The organism is Sphingobacteriaceae bacterium (genome assembly GCA_016715905.1).
In the GTDB taxonomy this organism is placed as follows: domain Bacteria; phylum Bacteroidota; class Bacteroidia; order B-17B0; family Aurantibacillaceae; genus Aurantibacillus.
The window spans coordinates 486,092-502,843 of sequence record JADJXI010000003.1; the positions used below are offsets into that span (position 1 = coordinate 486,092).

Below are 16,752 nucleotides of genomic sequence, written 5' to 3' on the forward strand. Positions count from 1 at the left end.
AATGTGTATAATTTATTTGAGGGCGCCCTGTCGCGCTTTCCGTTTCAAGCCTTCTTGCCCTTTGTTATGTTTGTAAGGCTGCGGTGGCTTCCTTTGGTCGCCTCCTAGCCCAACAAACATTATACAAAGTTCTACGAAGGGCTTTTCACTGCAATCGCTGGCGCAGCATTTGTGAAATTAATTTAAAATCATAATAAAATCAATCTTTTTTAAATGTTTTGTATTTATGGCGCAATAATATTTAGCATAAAAAAAGCCCGATTAATAATCGGGCCTTAATTGTATAGTTTTTATTCTTATTCGGCTTCTTCTTCTACTTCTTCCTTACTGGCCATTAATCGCTCGTATTCTTCTTTACTACCAACAACTAATTTTTCGTACTGACGTAAACCGGTACCTGCAGGAATTAAATGTCCAACAATTACGTTTTCTTTTAATCCAAGTAGGTTATCCACTTTACCGTTAACCGCAGCTTCATTCAACACTTTGGTTGTTTCCTGGAAGGATGCGGCTGAAATCCAGCTACTGGTTTGTAAAGATGCTCTGGTAATACCTTGCAATACCGGATTTGCAGTTGCAGGAACAGCATCGCGAGCTTCTACTAATTTTTTATCCTTACGTTTTAATACCGAGTTTTCATCGCGCAATTTACGTGAAGTGATAATCTGTCCGCGTTTTAGCTCTTCGCTATCACCCGGTTCCGTTACAACTTTTTGTCCGTAAATAGCATCGTTTTGTTTCATGAAATCAACTTTGTTTACCAATTGTTGTTCAAGGAACATGGTGTCTCCCGGGTCAACAATTTCAACTTTACGCATCATTTGACGCACAATAGTTTCAAAGTGTTTGTCATTTAATTTTTGACCTTGTAAACGGTATACTTCCTGAATTTCATTTACAAGATACTCTTGAACGGCAGTAGGGCCTTTAATTGCTAATATATCTCCGGGACTTGTTGCGCCGTCTGATAATGGTTCTCCTGCTTTAACGAAATCATTTTCTTGTACAAGTATATGTTTACTTAGGTTCACCAAATATCTGCGTTGTTCACCGGTTTTAGCTTCAACAACTACCTCACGGTTACCACGCTTAATTTTTCCGAAAGTTACAATTCCATCGATCTCACTTACTACAGCCGGATTACTTGGGTTACGCGCTTCAAACAATTCAGTAACACGCGGTAAACCTCCGGTAATATCTCCGGTTTTTCCGGTTACTCTTGGGATTTTTACAAGGATTTGTCCGGGTTCAATTTTTGCAGCTTCATTCACTACAATGTGAGCACTTACCGGAATGTTGTATGTTTTAAGTGGTTTTCCTGTTTTGTCAACGATACTGATGGTTGGGCTTAAAGTTTTGTCTTTACTCTCAATGATCACTTTTTCGCGGAAACCGGTTTGCTCATCGGCTTCTTCACGATAGGTTACATTTTCTTTAATACTATCATAAGCTACGCTACCGCCAAATTCAGAAACGATAACCGCATTGTATGGATCCCAATCACAAATTAAGTCACCTTTTTTAATTTTTGTTCCGGGCTTAATGTATAAGTTAGATCCGTAAGGAATGTTTCCGGTAGTTAATGTGATTCCGGTATTGGAATCTACAATACGCATTTCGGTTGAACGACCGATAACGATGTTTGATTTTTTACCTTCAGCATTTACACGCTCAACAGTACGTAATTCGTCAATTTCAATATTACCATCGTATTTAGCAATTAAGCTGGATGAAGCAGCAATATTACTTGCCGTACCACCCACGTGGAATGTACGTAAAGTAAGCTGTGTACCCGGCTCACCGATTGATTGTGCCGCAATAACTCCAACGGCTTCTCCTAATTGCACTAATCTACCATTAGATAAGTTACGGCCATAACATTTGGCACAAACACCTGATCTAGATTCACAGGTTAGTACTGAACGAATGTCTATACTTTCTATTGGAGATTTATCAACTAAAGCAGCAATATCTTCTGTTATTACTTCACCACCTTCAATGATTAATTCACCGGTTGTTGGGTGATAAACATCAGCAACAGTGGTACGACCAAGAATTCTATCATATAATGCTTCAATAACATCGTCATTGTTTTTTAATGCGGTCATGCTTAACCCACGTAAGGTTCCGCAGTCTGACTCATTAATAATAACGTCTTGAGCAACGTCAACTAAACGACGGGTAAGGTAACCGGCATCAGCTGTTTTTAATGCCGTATCCGCTAAACCTTTACGAGCACCGTGAGTTGAAATAAAGTATTCTAAAATGGATAAACCTTCACGGAAATTCGAAAGAACGGGATTTTCAATGATGGATGCTGTGGTGTCACCGGCTTTTTGTGGTTTCGCCATTAATCCCCTCATTCCGCTCAATTGTTTAATTTGTTCTTTACTACCACGGGCACCGGAATCTAGCATCATGTAAACCGGATTAAATCCTTGTCTGTCGGTACTTAATTTATCTAATACTTGTTTAGTTACTTTTGAGTTGGTGTGCGTCCAAATATCAATTATCTGATTATAACGCTCATTGTTTGTGATGAAACCCAGGTTGTAGTTATTCAACACTTCATCAACTAAAGTTTGTGCTTCATTGATAATTTTAACTTTCTCGTCTGGTGTTTGAATATCTCCTAAGTTAAATGATAACCCTCCTTTAAATGCCGTACGGAATCCTAATTCTTTAATATCATCTAAAAACTTAGCTGTTGCAGCCATACCTGTTTTCTTCACAACCATTCCAATGATATCACGTAATGACTTCTTTGTTAAAAGTTCATTGATATATCCTACTTCTTCAGGAACAACTGTATTAAATATAACGCGACCTACAGTGGTATCAATAGTTTTAGCAACAAGTTTATCACCTTCAACAGCGTTAGTTATTCTGATTTTAATATTAGCGTGCATATCTACGCTTTTCTCATTAAGCGCAATAATTACTTCTTCAGCACTATAGAAAATTTTTCCTTCGCCTTTAACCGGATCTTTTGGTAGGTTCTTTTTAGATTTTGTTAAATAATATAAACCTAGCACCATATCCTGTGAAGGAACGGCAACGGGCGCACCGTTAGAAGGATTTAAAATATTGTGAGAAGCCAGCATTAAAATTTGTGCTTCCAAAATTGCGGCATGTCCTAATGGAACGTGAACCGCCATCTGATCACCGTCAAAGTCAGCATTAAACGCAGTACACACTAGTGGGTGTAACTGAATTGCTTTTCCTTCAATTAATTTAGGTTGAAAGGCCTGAATACCTAAACGGTGTAGCGTAGGAGCACGATTTAATAATACCGGATGTCCTTTTAAAGCATTCTCAAGAATATCCCAAACAATTGGTTCTTTTCTGTCTACTATTTTCTTTGCGGATTTTACCGTTTTTACAATTCCACGCTCAATCATTTTACGAATGATAAATGGTTTGAAAAGCTCGGCTGCCATTTCTTTCGGCAATCCACACTCATGTAATTTCAATTCCGGACCAACAACAATTACTGAACGAGCAGAATAGTCTACACGTTTACCCAATAAGTTTTGACGGAAACGTCCTTGTTTACCTTTTAGTGAATCAGATAATGATTTTAATGCACGGTTACTGTCAGTTTTTACAGCGTTTGATTTTCGTGAATTATCAAATAAAGAATCAACCGATTCTTGTAACATACGTTTTTCATTACGTAAAATCACATCAGGAGCTTTAATTTCAATTAATCGCTTCAAGCGGTTGTTTCTGATAATTACTCTTCGGTATAAATCATTTAAATCTGATGTTGCGAAACGTCCGCCATCCAATGGAACGAGTGGGCGTAATTCCGGTGGAATAACCGGAACAACTTTTACAATCATCCACTCCGGACGGTTGACTACATTTTGATTAGCCTGACGGAAAGCCTCGATAACCTGTAAGCGTTTTAAAGCTTCATTTTTTCTTTGCTGAGAAGTTTCGTTTCCGGCTTTGTGTCTTAAATCATAAGATAATTCATCCAAATTTAAGCGAGCTAATAAATCTTGAATTGCTTCGGCGCCCATTTTAGCGATGAATTTATTCGGATCTGAATCATCTAAAGCAACATTTTCTTTTGGAAGTGATTCTAAAGTATTTAAATATTCTTCTTCAGTTAAAAAATCCAAATAAGAAATTCCATTAGCAGCAGCTAAACCTGCATTAATTACCACATAACGCTCGTAGTAAATTATCATATCCAACTTTTTAGTTGGTAACCCTAACAGATATCCGATTTTATTGGGTAGGGAACGGAAATACCAGATGTGTGCAACCGGAACAACCAAATTGATATGTCCCATTCGCTCACGTCTTACTTTCTTTTCGGTAACTTCCACACCGCAACGATCACAAACAATTCCTTTGTAGCGAATGCGTTTGTATTTACCGCAATGACATTCAAAATCTTTTACCGGACCAAAAATTCGCTCACAAAACAAACCATCTCTTTCTGGTTTGTAAGTACGGTAATTTATGGTTTCAGGTTTTAAAACTTCTCCGCTTGATCTGCGTAGTATGGTTTCAGGTGAAGCCAAACTGATCGTAATCTTGGAAAAATTTGATTTTTGTTTATTATCTCTTCTTAACGCCATTTTTTATTTTAAGCTTTATCGTTTATACTAATTAATTTGTTATGCTTCTGCATTAATCCATTGTGATATCTAAGGCAAGTCCTCTCAATTCGTGTAACAATACATTGAATGATTCCGGAATTCCCGGTGTTGGAATGTTTTCACCTTTTACAATAGATTCGTATGCTTTAGCTCTACCCATTACGTCATCAGACTTAACAGTTAACAACTCCTGCAGCACGTTAGCAGCACCGTATGCTTCGAGTGCCCATACTTCCATTTCACCAAAACGCTGACCACCAAATTGAGCTTTACCACCTAAAGGTTGTTGTGTAATTAATGAATAAGGACCTATAGAACGAGCATGCATTTTATCGTCAACCATGTGTCCAAGTTTTAGCATATAAATGATACCTACAGTTGCCGGCTGGTCAAAACGTTCACCTGTTCCGCCATCGTATAAATACGTTCTACCGTGCTGTGGTAGTCCTGCCTGTTTTGTGTATTCATCAATCTGATCAACAGTGGCACCATCAAAGATCGGAGTTGAAAATTTAAGTTTTAATTTTTCACCGGCCCATGCTAACACGGTTTCATAAATCTGACCGAGGTTCATACGAGAAGGTACACCCAATGGATTTAAAACGATATCAACCGGTGTTCCGTCTTCTAAGAAAGGCATATCTTCTTCTTTAACAATACGTGCAACTATACCTTTATTACCGTGACGACCGGCCATTTTATCACCAACTTTTAATTTTCTCTTTTGAGCAATGTATACTTTCGCTAATTGTACAATTCCGTTTGGTAATTCATCACCAACAGTAATTTGGAATTTTTCGCGTTTATACTTGCCTAAGAAATCATTGTAATGAATCATGAAGTTGTGTAATAAGCGCTCCACTTGTTCATTTTTATCTTTATCTGTTGTCCAGTTACTTGGATTTACTTCAGTAAAATCAACACGCTCTAATAATTTTTGTGTGAATTTTGTTCCGCGAGGAATTACTTCTTCTCCTAAAATATTAGTTACGCCCTGCGATGTTCTGCCATTAACTAAAACAAAAAGTTTATCTACCAATTTTAATTTCAGATTGTAAACATTTTTTTCCTGATCAGAATCTAATTTTTCAATCAGTGGTTTTTCTTCTGCTTTTTGTTTTTTGTCTTTTACGGCACGGGAGAAAAGCTTTTTATCCACGATAACACCTTTGATAGAAGGAGAAACACGCAATGAAGCGTCTTTTACGTCTCCTGCTTTATCACCAAAAATTGCACGTAATAATTTTTCTTCCGGAGAAGGATCAGTTTCACCTTTCGGAGTTATTTTTCCGATTAAGATGTCTCCCTCTTTCACTTCTGCACCGATACGAATAATTCCTTTATCGTCTAAGTCTTTAGTTGCATCTTCACTCACATTTGGAATATCCGGAGTTAATTCTTCCATTCCACGTTTAGTGTCGCGCACTTCTAAAGTATACTCATCAATATGAATTGAGGTAAAGATATCTTCACGCACAATTTTTTCGCTAATAACGATAGCATCTTCAAAGTTATATCCTTTCCAAGGCATGAACGCAACTTTTAAATTGCGACCCAAAGCTAACTCACCATCTTGCGTAGCATAACCTTCACAAAGTACTTGACCTTTACTAACCTTATCGCCTTTCTTTACGATTGGCTTTAAGTTCATACAAGTGCTTTGATTGGTTTTCTGGAATTTAGTTAATTTATAAGATTTAACATCACCTTCAAAAGAAATCAATTTTTCTTCTTCGCTTCTGTTATAACGGATGGTTATGGTGTTTGCATCTACATATTCTACCACACCTTCACCGTCAGAATTTATTAAAACGCGACTATCTTCGGCCACACGCGCTTCAATTCCGGTTCCAACAATTGGTGCTTGCGGACGCATCAATGGAACAGCCTGACGTTGCATGTTTGATCCCATTAAGGCACGGTTAGCATCATCATGTTCTAAGAAAGGAATTAAGGAAGCGGCAATAGAAGCAATTTGATTTGGAGCAACGTCAATCAAATGAATTTTCTCCGGTTCAAGCACCGGAAAATCACCTTCATAACGAGCAGTAACTTTCTTGTTTAAGAAATTACCTTTTTCGTCCAATTTAGAATTAGTTTGCGCAATATTTTTTAAATCTTCTTCTTCTGCGGTTAAGTAAGTTATAGGTTTATTTACTTCAACTTTTCCGTTGACAACGGTTCTGAAAGGAGTTTCAATAAAGCCTAATTTGTTCACTTTTGCATAAACACACAATGAAGAAATCAAACCAATGTTTGGTCCTTCCGGTGTTTCAATGGTACATAAACGACCATAGTGTGTATAGTGCACGTCACGAACCTCAAATCCTGCACGCTCTCTGCTCAAACCTCCGGGCCCGAGTGCCGATAAACGACGCTTGTGCGTAATTTCAGATAATGGATTTGTTTGATCCATAAACTGAGATAACTGATTTGTTCCGAAGAACGAATTAATTACTGAAGAAAGCGTTTTAGCATTAATTAAATCGGTTGGTGTGAAAACTTCATTATCACGAACATTCATACGTTCGCGAATGGTACGTGCCATACGGGCTAATCCAACACCAAATTGAGAATATAATTGTTCACCAACAGTACGCACACGACGGTTTGATAAGTGATCGATATCATCAACATCAGTTTTAGAGTTGATTAATTCAATCAAATACTTAATAATAAGAATCATGTCTTCTTTTGTAAGTACACGAATCTCAGCCGGAATATTTAATCCTAATTTTTTATTAATTCTGTAGCGACCTACTTCACCTAAATCATAACGCTTATCAGAGAAAAATAATTTATCTATTACCCCTCTTGCTGTTTCTTCATCCGGCGGTTCGGCGTTACGAAGCAAACGGTAAATAAATTCAATGGCTTCTTTTTCAGAATTGGTTGAATCTTTTTGTAGGGTATTATATATAATTGCGAAATCAGTTGTATTGATATCTTGTTTGTGCAAGATGATAGATTTTACATCAGCATCTACAATTTGATCAATAAATTCTTCTTCTAAAATAGTTTCACGGTCTAAAATAACTTCGTTACGCTCGATAGAAACAACTTCTCCGGTATCTTCGTCAACAAAATCTTCTAACCAGGTTTTTAAAACACGCGCGGCCAATCTGCGACCCACTTCACGTTTTAAACCTGCTTTACTTACTTTCACTTCATCAGCTAATCCGAAAATTTCTAAAATTTGTTTATCGCTTTCAAATCCGATGGCACGAAGCAAGGTAGTTACCGGTAATTTTTTCTTACGATCGATATAAGCATACATTACATTGTTGATGTCTGTTGCAAATTCAATCCAACTTCCTTTAAACGGAATTACACGAGCACTATATAATTTGGTTCCGTTCGCATGACGGCTTTGTCCGAAGAAAACTCCGGGTGAACGGTGTAATTGAGAAACAATAACACGCTCTGCGCCATTAATAATAAACGAACCTTTGGGTGACATGTATGGAATTGTTCCCAAATACACATCTTGCATAATGGGTTCAAAATCCTCATGGTCGGGGTCAGTGCAATAAAGGTATAATTTGGCCTTTAGAGGTACTGAATATGTCAATCCTCTTTCAATACACTCATCAATAGCATATCGAGGGGGGTCGATGTAGTAATCTTTAAATTCGAGCACGAAATTATTTCGCGCATCTGAAATAGGAAAATTTTCAGCAAATACTTTAAATAATCCTTCTTTTTTACGGTTTTCCGGTGTTGTTTCCAACTGGAAAAAATCTTGAAAAGATTTCACTTGAATGTCCAAAAAATCTGGATAATCAACCGGGAACTTGTTTGACGAGAAGTTAACTCGTTTTTGTGTTTTTGTACTTGAAGCCAAGGTTAAATAGATTTGATTAATACAATATTGACAGGCCTTATTAGTTCTTTTTTAAGCGAAAAAAGAAAAGTATCTTCCCCGAAGGGAAGATTCTTTTCAAAAAGCGGTGCAGAATTATTTAATTTCTGCTTTAGCTCCGGCTTCTTCTAAAGCTTTTTTAATAGCTTCAGCTTCTTCCTTGCCAATTCCTTCTTTCACAGGTTTTGGAGCGCCGTCAACTAGGTCTTTTGCTTCTTTTAATCCAAGACCAGTAAGGTCTTTAACTACTTTCACAACACCTAATTTAGCTGCACCAGCCTCTAATAAGATTATATCAAATGATGTTTTAGCAGCAGCGGCGTCGCCACCACCTGCAGCACCACCACCTGCAACAACTGTAGCTGCTGCCGGTTCGATACCGTAATCATCCTTAAGGATTTTCGCTAAATCCTGTACTTCTTTTACTGTTAAGCCTACTAATGTTTCAGCTATTGATTTTACATCTGCCATTTTTTATGGTTTTTAAAATTGTTATTTTTTTAATTAATTTTTGTTCTGTACATTTTTTAAGCTGCAGCGTCTTCTCCGCCTTTTTTGTTTTCTAATCCGCCAATTACACGGCTGATTGGAGACTGAAGTAAGAAGATAACATCTGCGATTAATTCGTTTTTCGATTTTAGTGAAGCTAATGATTCAAGTTGATTATCGCCCAAATAAATAGTTTCTTCCACATAAGCTCCTTTAAGAGCCGGCTTAGTACCATTTTTTCTGAATTCTTTAATCAATTTGGCCGGTGCATTTGAAACATCAGTAAACATTAAAGCAGTTTCCCCCTTAAGTGCGGGAATTAATTCTGCTAGTTTGCTGTCATTTGCACGCTCAATAGCTTTTTTCAATAAAGTGTTTTTCACTACGGTAACAGACACTTTTTTCTCGAAACATGATCTGCGAAACGCATTAACCTTTTCAACCGTTAATGTTGAACAATCTGCCAGATAGATCTTGTTGTTGGAGTTTAATTTCTCTACCAACTCATTGATCATTTCTGTTTTTTCTGATTTATTCATGTTTGTTTTTTTTAATTTCTTTCGTTCGGTTACGAATTACTCAAATTTTTAATTAGTTGAATGTTTTAGTATCAATGATGATTCCCGGGCTCATGGTGCTACTCATGGTAACTGATTTTACATAAGTACCTTTTGCAGAGCTAGGCTTCAATTTCATAACAGTGCTCAATAACTCATTAGCATTTTCAGCCAATTTATCCGCATCAAAACTGGCCTTGCCAACTGCTGCGTGAATGATCCCTGCTTTATCAACTTTAAAGTCGATTTTTCCGCCTTTTGCATCTTTTACTGCTTTCGCAATATCCATAGTAACAGTTCCGGTTTTTGGATTAGGCATTAAACCTCTGGGTCCTAATACTCGTCCTAATGCACCTACTTTACCCATTACAGAGGGCATAGTAATAATTACATCTACATCGGTCCATCCACCTTTGATTTTTTCAATGTATTCATCTAATCCAACGTGATCGGCACCTGCGTCTTTAGCCTCGGCCTCCTTATCTGGAGTAACGATGGCTAAAACTCGCATAGTTTTACCTGTACCGTGAGGTAAGGTAACTGTACCGCGCACCATTTGATTAGCTTTACGTGGGTCAACTCCTAAACGGATCGCAAGATCCACCGATGCATCAAACTTAACCGTAGTTATTTCTTTTACGATTTTTGAAGCTTCGGCCACGGAGTACTGCTTGTTACCATCAAATTTTGAGATAACAGCTTTTCTTTTTTTAGTCAACGTTGCCATTTGTTAAGCTTTGTTTTTGGTTAATAATTAATTTTTTTAAAATGGTTTATTGCCTGAAACAGTAACACCCATGCTTCGAGCTGTTCCTGCAACCATATTCATTGCCGATTCAATTGTAAAACAATTCATGTCTACAATTTTGTCTTCTGCAATTTTTTTAACTTGATCCCAAGTGATGGAACCAACTTTTTTACGGTTACTGGTAGCCGAACCAGCTTTAATTTTAGCTGTCTCCATAATTTGAATTGCAACAGGAGGGCGTTTGATTACGAAATCAAACGACTTATCGTTGTAAACATTAATAATAACCGGTAATACTTTTCCCGGAGATTCTTGAGTTCTTGCATTAAACTGTTTGCAGAACTCCATAATGTTTACACCTTTCGCACCTAATGCAGGTCCAATTGGAGGCGAGGGGTTAGCAGCACCACCTTTAATTTGCAACTTTACTATTGCTGATAACTCTTTTGCCATTTTTATTTTATTTATTTGTTTTTGTACTGAAGGTTTATCGGGTCTTAATTTACTTTGAGTTGGAAGCAGCAAAGCGTCTCAAGAGACCATCGATTTTACCATTCAATGTTTTTATTCTTTTTCTACCTCACCAAAGTTTAATTCAACCGGAGTTTTACGTCCGAAAATTTTCACGGTTACTTTGATTTTCTTTTTATCTTCCATCACTTCTTCAATGATTCCGTTAAATCCGTTAAACGGACCATTAATCACCTTCACATTTTCACCAATCGTATAATTGGTTGAAACGGTTCCTTCGCTCTCTGTTAACTCATCTACTTTTCCTAATATCCTGTTTACTTCACTTAATCGCATTGGTACCGGAGATCCGCCTTTCGTTTCTCCTAAAAAGCCAATTACACCGGTAATGTTTTTAATGATATGTGGAATTTCACCGCTTAAAGTAGCTTCAATCAAAACATATCCTGGATAGAATGAACGCTCTTTAGTAGTTTTTTTTCCGTTTCTGATTTGAATGATTTTTTCGGTAGGTATTAATACCTGAGAAACAAAATCGTTCAACTTCAAACGTGAAATCTCCATTTCAATATATTGTTTTACTTTCTTCTCCTGACCACTAATAGCGCGTACCACGTACCATTTTTTGGTTGAAGTGTCGGTTTTTGTTGTTTCAGCCATTTTAATTACTTGATAATTTCGTAAGCTTGTTTCATTAGAATTTCGAAAAGAAAATCCATTCCGAAAACAACCAATGCTATTATTATTGACGATACCATAACTACAATAGCGCTACTTTGCAATTCAGGCCAAGTAGGCCAACTCACTTTGTTTACAAGTTCGTTGCGTGTTTCTGATATATAAGTACCTATTTTGCTCATACTCTTTTAATTTTAGAAGTTTGAATTAAGATTCAAGAATTAAGGTGTGAAATCCTTAATTTCTCAAACCTGATTTCTTACTTCAGATTCGCACGGGCAGAGAGATTCGAACTCCCATCAACGGTTTTGGAGACCGCTATTCTACCATTGAACTATGCCCGTATAATGATAATTCAAACGGCCGCATTAGAAAAGGCGAGAATGACAGCATAATTTTCGCTGTCATTCTGCCAAATCTTCTGACTATGGCTTAGTCTAAAATTTCAGTAACCTGACCAGCACCAACTGTACGACCACCTTCGCGAATAGCGAAACGTAAACCTTTATCCATTGCGATTGCATTGATTAGATTTACAGTAATTGTTACGTTGTCACCAGGCAATACCATTTCACGTCCAGCTTCTAACTCGATTTCTCCAGTTACGTCAGTTGTACGGAAATAGAATTGAGGACGATATTTATTTTGGAATGGAGTGTGACGTCCACCTTCTTCTTTTTTAAGGATATAAACCTCTGCTTTGAATTTTAAGTGTGGCTTTACTGAACCCGGCTTACAGATTACCATTCCACGCTTAATGTCTTTTTTCTCAACACCACGTAATAATAAGCCTACATTGTCACCAGCTTCTCCATAATCAAGAATCTTACGGAACATTTCTACACCGGTAACAGTTGATTTTAATTTATCAGCTCCCATACCAATAATTTCAACCTCGTCAGCCGTATTAATAACTCCAGTCTCAATACGTCCTGTAGCTACAGTACCACGACCGGTGATAGTAAACACGTCTTCAACCGGCATCAAAAACGGCTTATCTTTTTCACGTGGAGGCAATGGAATAAATTCATCAACAGCATTCATTAATTCCATGATTTTATCTACCCATTTTGCATCTTTATTTAATCCACCTAAAGCAGATCCACGAATAATAGGCGTGTTATCGCCATCAAATTTATAGAATGAAAGAAGTTCACGAATTTCCATTTCTACTAAGTCTAATAACTCAGCATCTTCAACCATGTCCACTTTATTCATAAAAACAACTATACGTGGTACACCAACCTGACGGGCAAGAAGAATGTGTTCGCGTGTTTGTGGCATTGGACCATCTGTTGCAGCAACAACCAGAATAGCACCGTCCATTTGAGCAGCACCTGTAACCATGTTTTTAACATAATCGGCGTGACCAGGACAGTCAACGTGTGCGTAGTGACGCTTCTCAGTTGCGTATTCTACGTGTGAAGTATTAATTGTAATACCACGTTCCTTCTCTTCAGGAGCATTATCAATTGAAGAGAAATCGCGCAATTCAGCTAATCCTTTTTCAGCTAATACAGTAGTGATTGCTGCAGTTAATGTAGTTTTTCCGTGGTCAACGTGACCAATAGTTCCAATATTTACGTGTGGTTTGGAACGGTCGAATTTTTCTTTTGCCATAGTTGTTTATTTTACTTGTTATTTTTTTATTTATTGTTTAATTAAGTTTCTAAATTTTATTTTCTATTGATTATTTGTTTGTACTTTTTTAATCATTTCTATTTTAACTCTTGGAGGTTAATCCGAAGAGTTGTTGAGTATCCCGAAAATTAACGGAATAATCGTTCATTTTTTGATCGCCTCATCGCTCAACATCTCTTTGAGCTGTTGAGCAGTCCCGATAGCTATCGGGAGAACTGCCGACCTCTCCAAAGTGAATTTCTCATCGCTCAACATCTCTTTGAGCTGTTGAGCAGGATTGAACTGCCGACCTCTTCCTTACCAAGGAAGTGCTCTACCACTGAGCTACAACAGCTTATTCGATCAAGCAAATTTTAGTACACTTGCTTAATCCTAGTCTGGAATTTTGTGATAAGCACAAATTCAAAGAACCAACTCATTATTTTAAAGAACTAACATGCTCATACACGAAAAGTCCCTCTATTTTGGGGACTTCCGGATATTTTGAGGCCGTGATACACAAGCTTCTCCATATCCGCCCCACACGAAGTGGGTATGTTTTCTTCAACTGCACACAATCTTTTTCATTCAACTTCTAACCAACTACACCAATGAGCGGAAGACGGGTCTCGAACCCGCAACCTCCAGCTTGGAAGGCTGGAGCTCTACCAATTGAGCTACTTCCGCTTTTACATTAAATCCGTTACGCTGATTTAATACAATGCTTTCAAACTTACCGTTTAATCAGATTTTATCCTGATTAGAACAGCCACGTGGGGTAAGATGGATTCGAACCACCGAAGACGAAGTCAGCAGATTTACAGTCTGCCCCATTTGGCCACTCTGGTATTACCCCTACAAAAAAGAGCCGAAGAAGGGACTCGAACCCCCGACCAGCTGATTACAAATCAGCTGCTCTACCAGCTGAGCTACTCCGGCTTTTTTGTGATGACAAAGAACTACCCCAAAAAATTGGGATTGCAAAGGTAATAATACTTTTGATTCCCGCAAAAAATTAATCAGAAATAAAAGGGTTTGCGGGCCTTTCGGAAAGCAGGTAAAAATCAGTTTAAAATTCTAAATTCCTGCGGTAAATAATTATTTATTCGATTAGGTAAGATTTTAGCCCAACCTAAACCAAGGTTTTTGTATTGCATTAACTGAAAACCTGAGCTTTTAATCGCCAAAGAAAACTCCTTTTTTCTGAGAAAATTTAAAGCATTTTCATGATCAAGTTCAATTGCGTTTTGAATAGTAGCTTCGTAACTCATTGCTAATTCGTGGTTTGGAATAACATCTTTACCTTTCAGCTCTCCTAAACATACCCCGGCTTTTTTGATGTATAATTGATTTTTGAGTTGGAGATAATATGGAAGAGTATCTTGATGAAGAAAATAATATAAATCACCAATTTTCATCGTTTTTCCGGAATTTTCGTCAAATATATTCAAAAAAGGGTTTTTTTTAACAAATAAATCATCATTACCCTTTATTTTTAACAAATTATTTACCTCGTTGTGTCCGTCTTTTATAAGTAATGCACAAAAGAAGCCTTCAGATTGCGTTAAATGAGGATAAAAGCGATAACCTTTGCCAGTATCAATTATACCCCATTCTTCAGGTAGTTTTTGTTGAATAATCTTAAAATTAAATTCTTCTATTAACCAATCAACAATTTTCTCATTTTCTTCATAAGAGTATGAACAAGTAGAATAAAACAAATATCCCCCACTTTTTATGGCTCCAATACTATCAGCTATTATTCGCTTTTGACGTGAAGAGCAAAAGTTAACATTATCTTCAGACCACTCATCAATAGAATCGGGTTGTTTCCTAAACAAACCACTACCGCTACAAGGTGCGTCTAATACCACAAGGTCTGCCTTGAAGCTTTGATTGGCTAAAACCAAAGGGTCGTTATTGGTAACTATTACATTAGAGGTTCCCCATTTGCTTAAATTTTGTGCTAAGATAGATGCTCTTTTTTTTACAACTTCATTCGCAATTAGGGTGCCCTTGTTTTTTAAGTATGAACTGATAATAGTGGATTTACCTCCAGGTGAGCCACACATATCAATTATTAAAGGTTTATCGGGCAATTCAACCATTTCATTTAATACAAAATCCAAAAACATACTTCCAGCTTCTTGCACATAATAAGCTCCAGCATGAAATAAAGGATCCAAAGTAAAGGAAGGCCTAGTTTTTAAATAATAGGCTTGTTTACACCATCGAACATCCTCTTTTATTTCAAAAGTAATATCACTTTTTTTAAAATTATTTTTTCTAATACTTATTGGTTGTTCGCTGTTATGCGCATCAATAAAAGCTCCGCGGTTAAAACCTTCAAGTTCATCCAACGATGCTAATAATTTTTCCGGCAAGGGCATAAATAAAAGAGAAAACATGCAAAGTAATAAATAATTTAGCACTTTATGAGGCGTAGATTAGTTGTTAGTGCCGAAGAGGCGCTAGAAAAAATGAAAAGTTGGTGTGCTTATCAGGAAAGGTCACATTTTGATTGTAGGAAGAAAATTTTTGAATTTGGATTACAAAAGCACGAGATCGAAAATATTATTTCCGCTCTGATCGAAGAAAATTATTTAAATGAAGAAAGATTTGCTTGCGCCTTAGCCAGAGGTAAAATGAGAATTAAAAGTTGGGGAAAAATTAAAATAAAACAATCGTTGATAAAGCATCAAGTTTCCGACAAAATTATTCAGAAAGCATTAAATTCATTAAATGAAGATGAATATATTAATCATTTGGATAAAATTATTCACAAAAAAGCCGATCAGTTGAGTGAAGAGAATAATATATATCAAAGTATATTACGCCATCTAATGACTAAGGGATTTGAAAATGATTTGTCAATTGCTCGTTTAAATGTAATTTTGAAGAACTCATCTAATTTTGAAGCATGAATTTAGACTTAAAAAATAAAAAAGCTTTGGTTTGCGGAAGCACTCAGGGAATCGGAAAAGCAGTAGCCATTGAACTGGCTTTATTGGGAGCCACAGTTATTTTAGTGGCTCGCAACGAAACCGAACTTAAAAAAGTAAAAACTGAACTTTCGGTGGAAGCGAAACAAGTTCATGGATATTTATGTGCTGATTTTAACGAGCCTCATAAATTAAAAGAGCTTGTTGAAAATTATATTCAAAGAAGCGGACCAATTCATATTCTAATAAACAATACCGGCGGACCTGCATCGGGCCCAATTATTAATGCAAAACCCGAAGAGTTTACGAATACATTTAATCAACATTTAATTTGTAATCATGTATTAATGCAGGCCTGTTTGGAAGGAATGAAAAACAGCAAATATGGAAGAATAATCAATATTATTTCCACATCGGTAAAGGCGCCTCTTCCTAATCTGGGTGTGAGTAACACCATAAGAGCTGCAGTTGGCAATTGGGCGAAAACGCTTGCGAATGAGACAGGCAAATTTGGCATAACCGTGAATAATGTTTTACCGGGCGCTACTGCTACCGGAAGACTGAGCGGGATAATTGAAAATAAAGCATTAAAAACCGGAGAGAAAACAGAACGTATCAAAGAGGAAATGCAGCAAGAAATTCCTATGGGTAGATTTGCCGAGCCTTCAGAAATTGCTGCAGCAGTTGCCTTTTTGGCAAGTCCGGCTGCATCATACATTAACGGTATAAATATTCCGGTAGATGGGGGTAGAACCCCCAATTTATAATA

At 37.0% G+C, this 16,752-nt stretch carries 12 protein-coding genes and 5 tRNA genes; 2 read left to right on the forward strand and 15 right to left on the reverse strand.

Annotation, left to right across the window (positions count from 1 at the left end; genetic code table 11):
* Positions 1-296: 296 nt before the first annotated feature.
* From rpoC to IPM51_02580, 15 genes are all read right to left on the reverse strand, one after another.
* Positions 297-4,595, reverse strand: coding sequence for a DNA-directed RNA polymerase subunit beta' (gene rpoC, locus IPM51_02510; protein ID MBK9283174.1), 4,299 nt, complete (start codon positions 4,593-4,595; stop codon positions 297-299).
* Positions 4,596-4,647: 52 nt separating this feature from the next.
* Positions 4,648-8,460 carry a DNA-directed RNA polymerase subunit beta gene (rpoB, locus tag IPM51_02515; GenBank protein MBK9283175.1) on the reverse strand — a complete coding sequence of 1,271 codons (3,813 nt, stop codon included), beginning with the start codon at positions 8,458-8,460 and terminating at the stop codon, positions 4,648-4,650.
* Between the two features lie 114 nt (positions 8,461-8,574).
* Positions 8,575-8,949: a 50S ribosomal protein L7/L12 gene (rplL, locus tag IPM51_02520; GenBank protein MBK9283176.1), complete on the reverse strand. Its 375-nt coding sequence runs from the start codon at positions 8,947-8,949 to the stop codon at positions 8,575-8,577.
* Between the two features lie 56 nt (positions 8,950-9,005).
* Positions 9,006-9,506 carry a 50S ribosomal protein L10 gene (locus IPM51_02525; GenBank protein MBK9283177.1) on the reverse strand — a complete coding sequence of 167 codons (501 nt, stop codon included), beginning with the start codon at positions 9,504-9,506 and terminating at the stop codon, positions 9,006-9,008.
* Positions 9,507-9,558: 52 nt separating this feature from the next.
* Positions 9,559-10,251: a 50S ribosomal protein L1 gene (locus tag IPM51_02530; GenBank protein ID MBK9283178.1), complete on the reverse strand. Its 693-nt coding sequence runs from the start codon at positions 10,249-10,251 to the stop codon at positions 9,559-9,561.
* A 36-nt stretch (positions 10,252-10,287) separates the two neighbouring features.
* Entirely contained in the window at positions 10,288-10,725 is a 438-nt protein-coding gene (gene rplK, locus IPM51_02535) for a 50S ribosomal protein L11 (GenBank protein MBK9283179.1), read from the reverse strand.
* A 111-nt stretch (positions 10,726-10,836) separates the two neighbouring features.
* A complete protein-coding gene (gene nusG / locus IPM51_02540; GenBank protein MBK9283180.1) occupies positions 10,837-11,403 on the reverse strand; it encodes a transcription termination/antitermination factor NusG in 567 nt (188 codons plus the stop codon).
* A gap of 5 nt (positions 11,404-11,408) precedes the next feature.
* Positions 11,409-11,603, reverse strand: a complete 195-nt coding sequence (gene secE / locus IPM51_02545; GenBank protein MBK9283181.1) for a preprotein translocase subunit SecE — start codon at positions 11,601-11,603, stop codon at positions 11,409-11,411.
* Between the two features lie 91 nt (positions 11,604-11,694).
* Positions 11,695-11,765: transfer RNA gene (locus IPM51_02550), tRNA-Trp, on the reverse strand.
* Positions 11,766-11,853: 88 nt separating this feature from the next.
* Positions 11,854-13,041, reverse strand: a complete 1,188-nt coding sequence (gene tuf / locus IPM51_02555) for an elongation factor Tu (protein ID MBK9283182.1) — start codon at positions 13,039-13,041, stop codon at positions 11,854-11,856.
* Between the two features lie 283 nt (positions 13,042-13,324).
* Positions 13,325-13,396 (reverse strand) — tRNA-Thr (locus tag IPM51_02560).
* A gap of 259 nt (positions 13,397-13,655) precedes the next feature.
* Positions 13,656-13,728 (reverse strand) — tRNA-Gly (locus tag IPM51_02565).
* A gap of 87 nt (positions 13,729-13,815) precedes the next feature.
* A tRNA-Tyr gene (locus tag IPM51_02570) sits at positions 13,816-13,897 on the reverse strand.
* 10 nt (positions 13,898-13,907) lie between these two features.
* Positions 13,908-13,980, reverse strand: a tRNA-Thr gene (locus IPM51_02575).
* Positions 13,981-14,105: 125 nt separating this feature from the next.
* Complete coding sequence (locus IPM51_02580; GenBank protein ID MBK9283183.1) at positions 14,106-15,449, reverse strand: RNA methyltransferase; 1,344 nt, start codon at positions 15,447-15,449, stop codon at positions 14,106-14,108.
* Between the two features lie 27 nt (positions 15,450-15,476).
* Between IPM51_02580 and IPM51_02585 the strand changes: the two genes are divergently transcribed.
* On the forward strand, positions 15,477-15,965 hold the full coding sequence (locus IPM51_02585; GenBank protein MBK9283184.1) for a RecX family transcriptional regulator: 489 nt from the start codon (positions 15,477-15,479) through the stop codon (positions 15,963-15,965).
* The gene (locus IPM51_02590) at positions 15,962-16,750 is read left to right on the forward strand and encodes an SDR family oxidoreductase (GenBank protein ID MBK9283185.1); all 789 of its coding nucleotides are present in this window, start codon (positions 15,962-15,964) and stop codon (positions 16,748-16,750) included. Before IPM51_02585 ends, IPM51_02590 begins: the two co-directional genes overlap by 4 nt.
* The last annotated feature ends 2 nt before the right edge of the window (positions 16,751-16,752 follow it).

Bases quoted from the DNA above. Each gene is read 5' to 3' on its own strand.
- IPM51_02530 (MBK9283178.1), bottom strand. From the start codon at position 10,251: ATGGCAACGTTGACTAAAAAAAGAAAAGCTGTTATCTCAAAATTTGAT.
- IPM51_02525 (MBK9283177.1), bottom strand. From the start codon at position 9,506: ATGAATAAATCAGAAAAAACAGAAATGATCAATGAGTTGGTAGAGAAA.
- tuf (MBK9283182.1), bottom strand. From the start codon at position 13,041: ATGGCAAAAGAAAAATTCGACCGTTCCAAACCACACGTAAATATTGGA.
- rplK (MBK9283179.1), bottom strand. From the start codon at position 10,725: ATGGCAAAAGAGTTATCAGCAATAGTAAAGTTGCAAATTAAAGGTGGT.
- IPM51_02585 (MBK9283184.1), top strand. From the start codon at position 15,477: ATGAGGCGTAGATTAGTTGTTAGTGCCGAAGAGGCGCTAGAAAAAATG.
- rpoC (MBK9283174.1), bottom strand. From the start codon at position 4,595: ATGGCGTTAAGAAGAGATAATAAACAAAAATCAAATTTTTCCAAGATT.
- IPM51_02590 (MBK9283185.1), top strand. From the start codon at position 15,962: ATGAATTTAGACTTAAAAAATAAAAAAGCTTTGGTTTGCGGAAGCACT.
- secE (MBK9283181.1), bottom strand. From the start codon at position 11,603: ATGAGCAAAATAGGTACTTATATATCAGAAACACGCAACGAACTTGTA.
- nusG (MBK9283180.1), bottom strand. From the start codon at position 11,403: ATGGCTGAAACAACAAAAACCGACACTTCAACCAAAAAATGGTACGTG.
- IPM51_02580 (MBK9283183.1), bottom strand. From the start codon at position 15,449: ATGTTTTCTCTTTTATTTATGCCCTTGCCGGAAAAATTATTAGCATCG.
- rplL (MBK9283176.1), bottom strand. From the start codon at position 8,949: ATGGCAGATGTAAAATCAATAGCTGAAACATTAGTAGGCTTAACAGTA.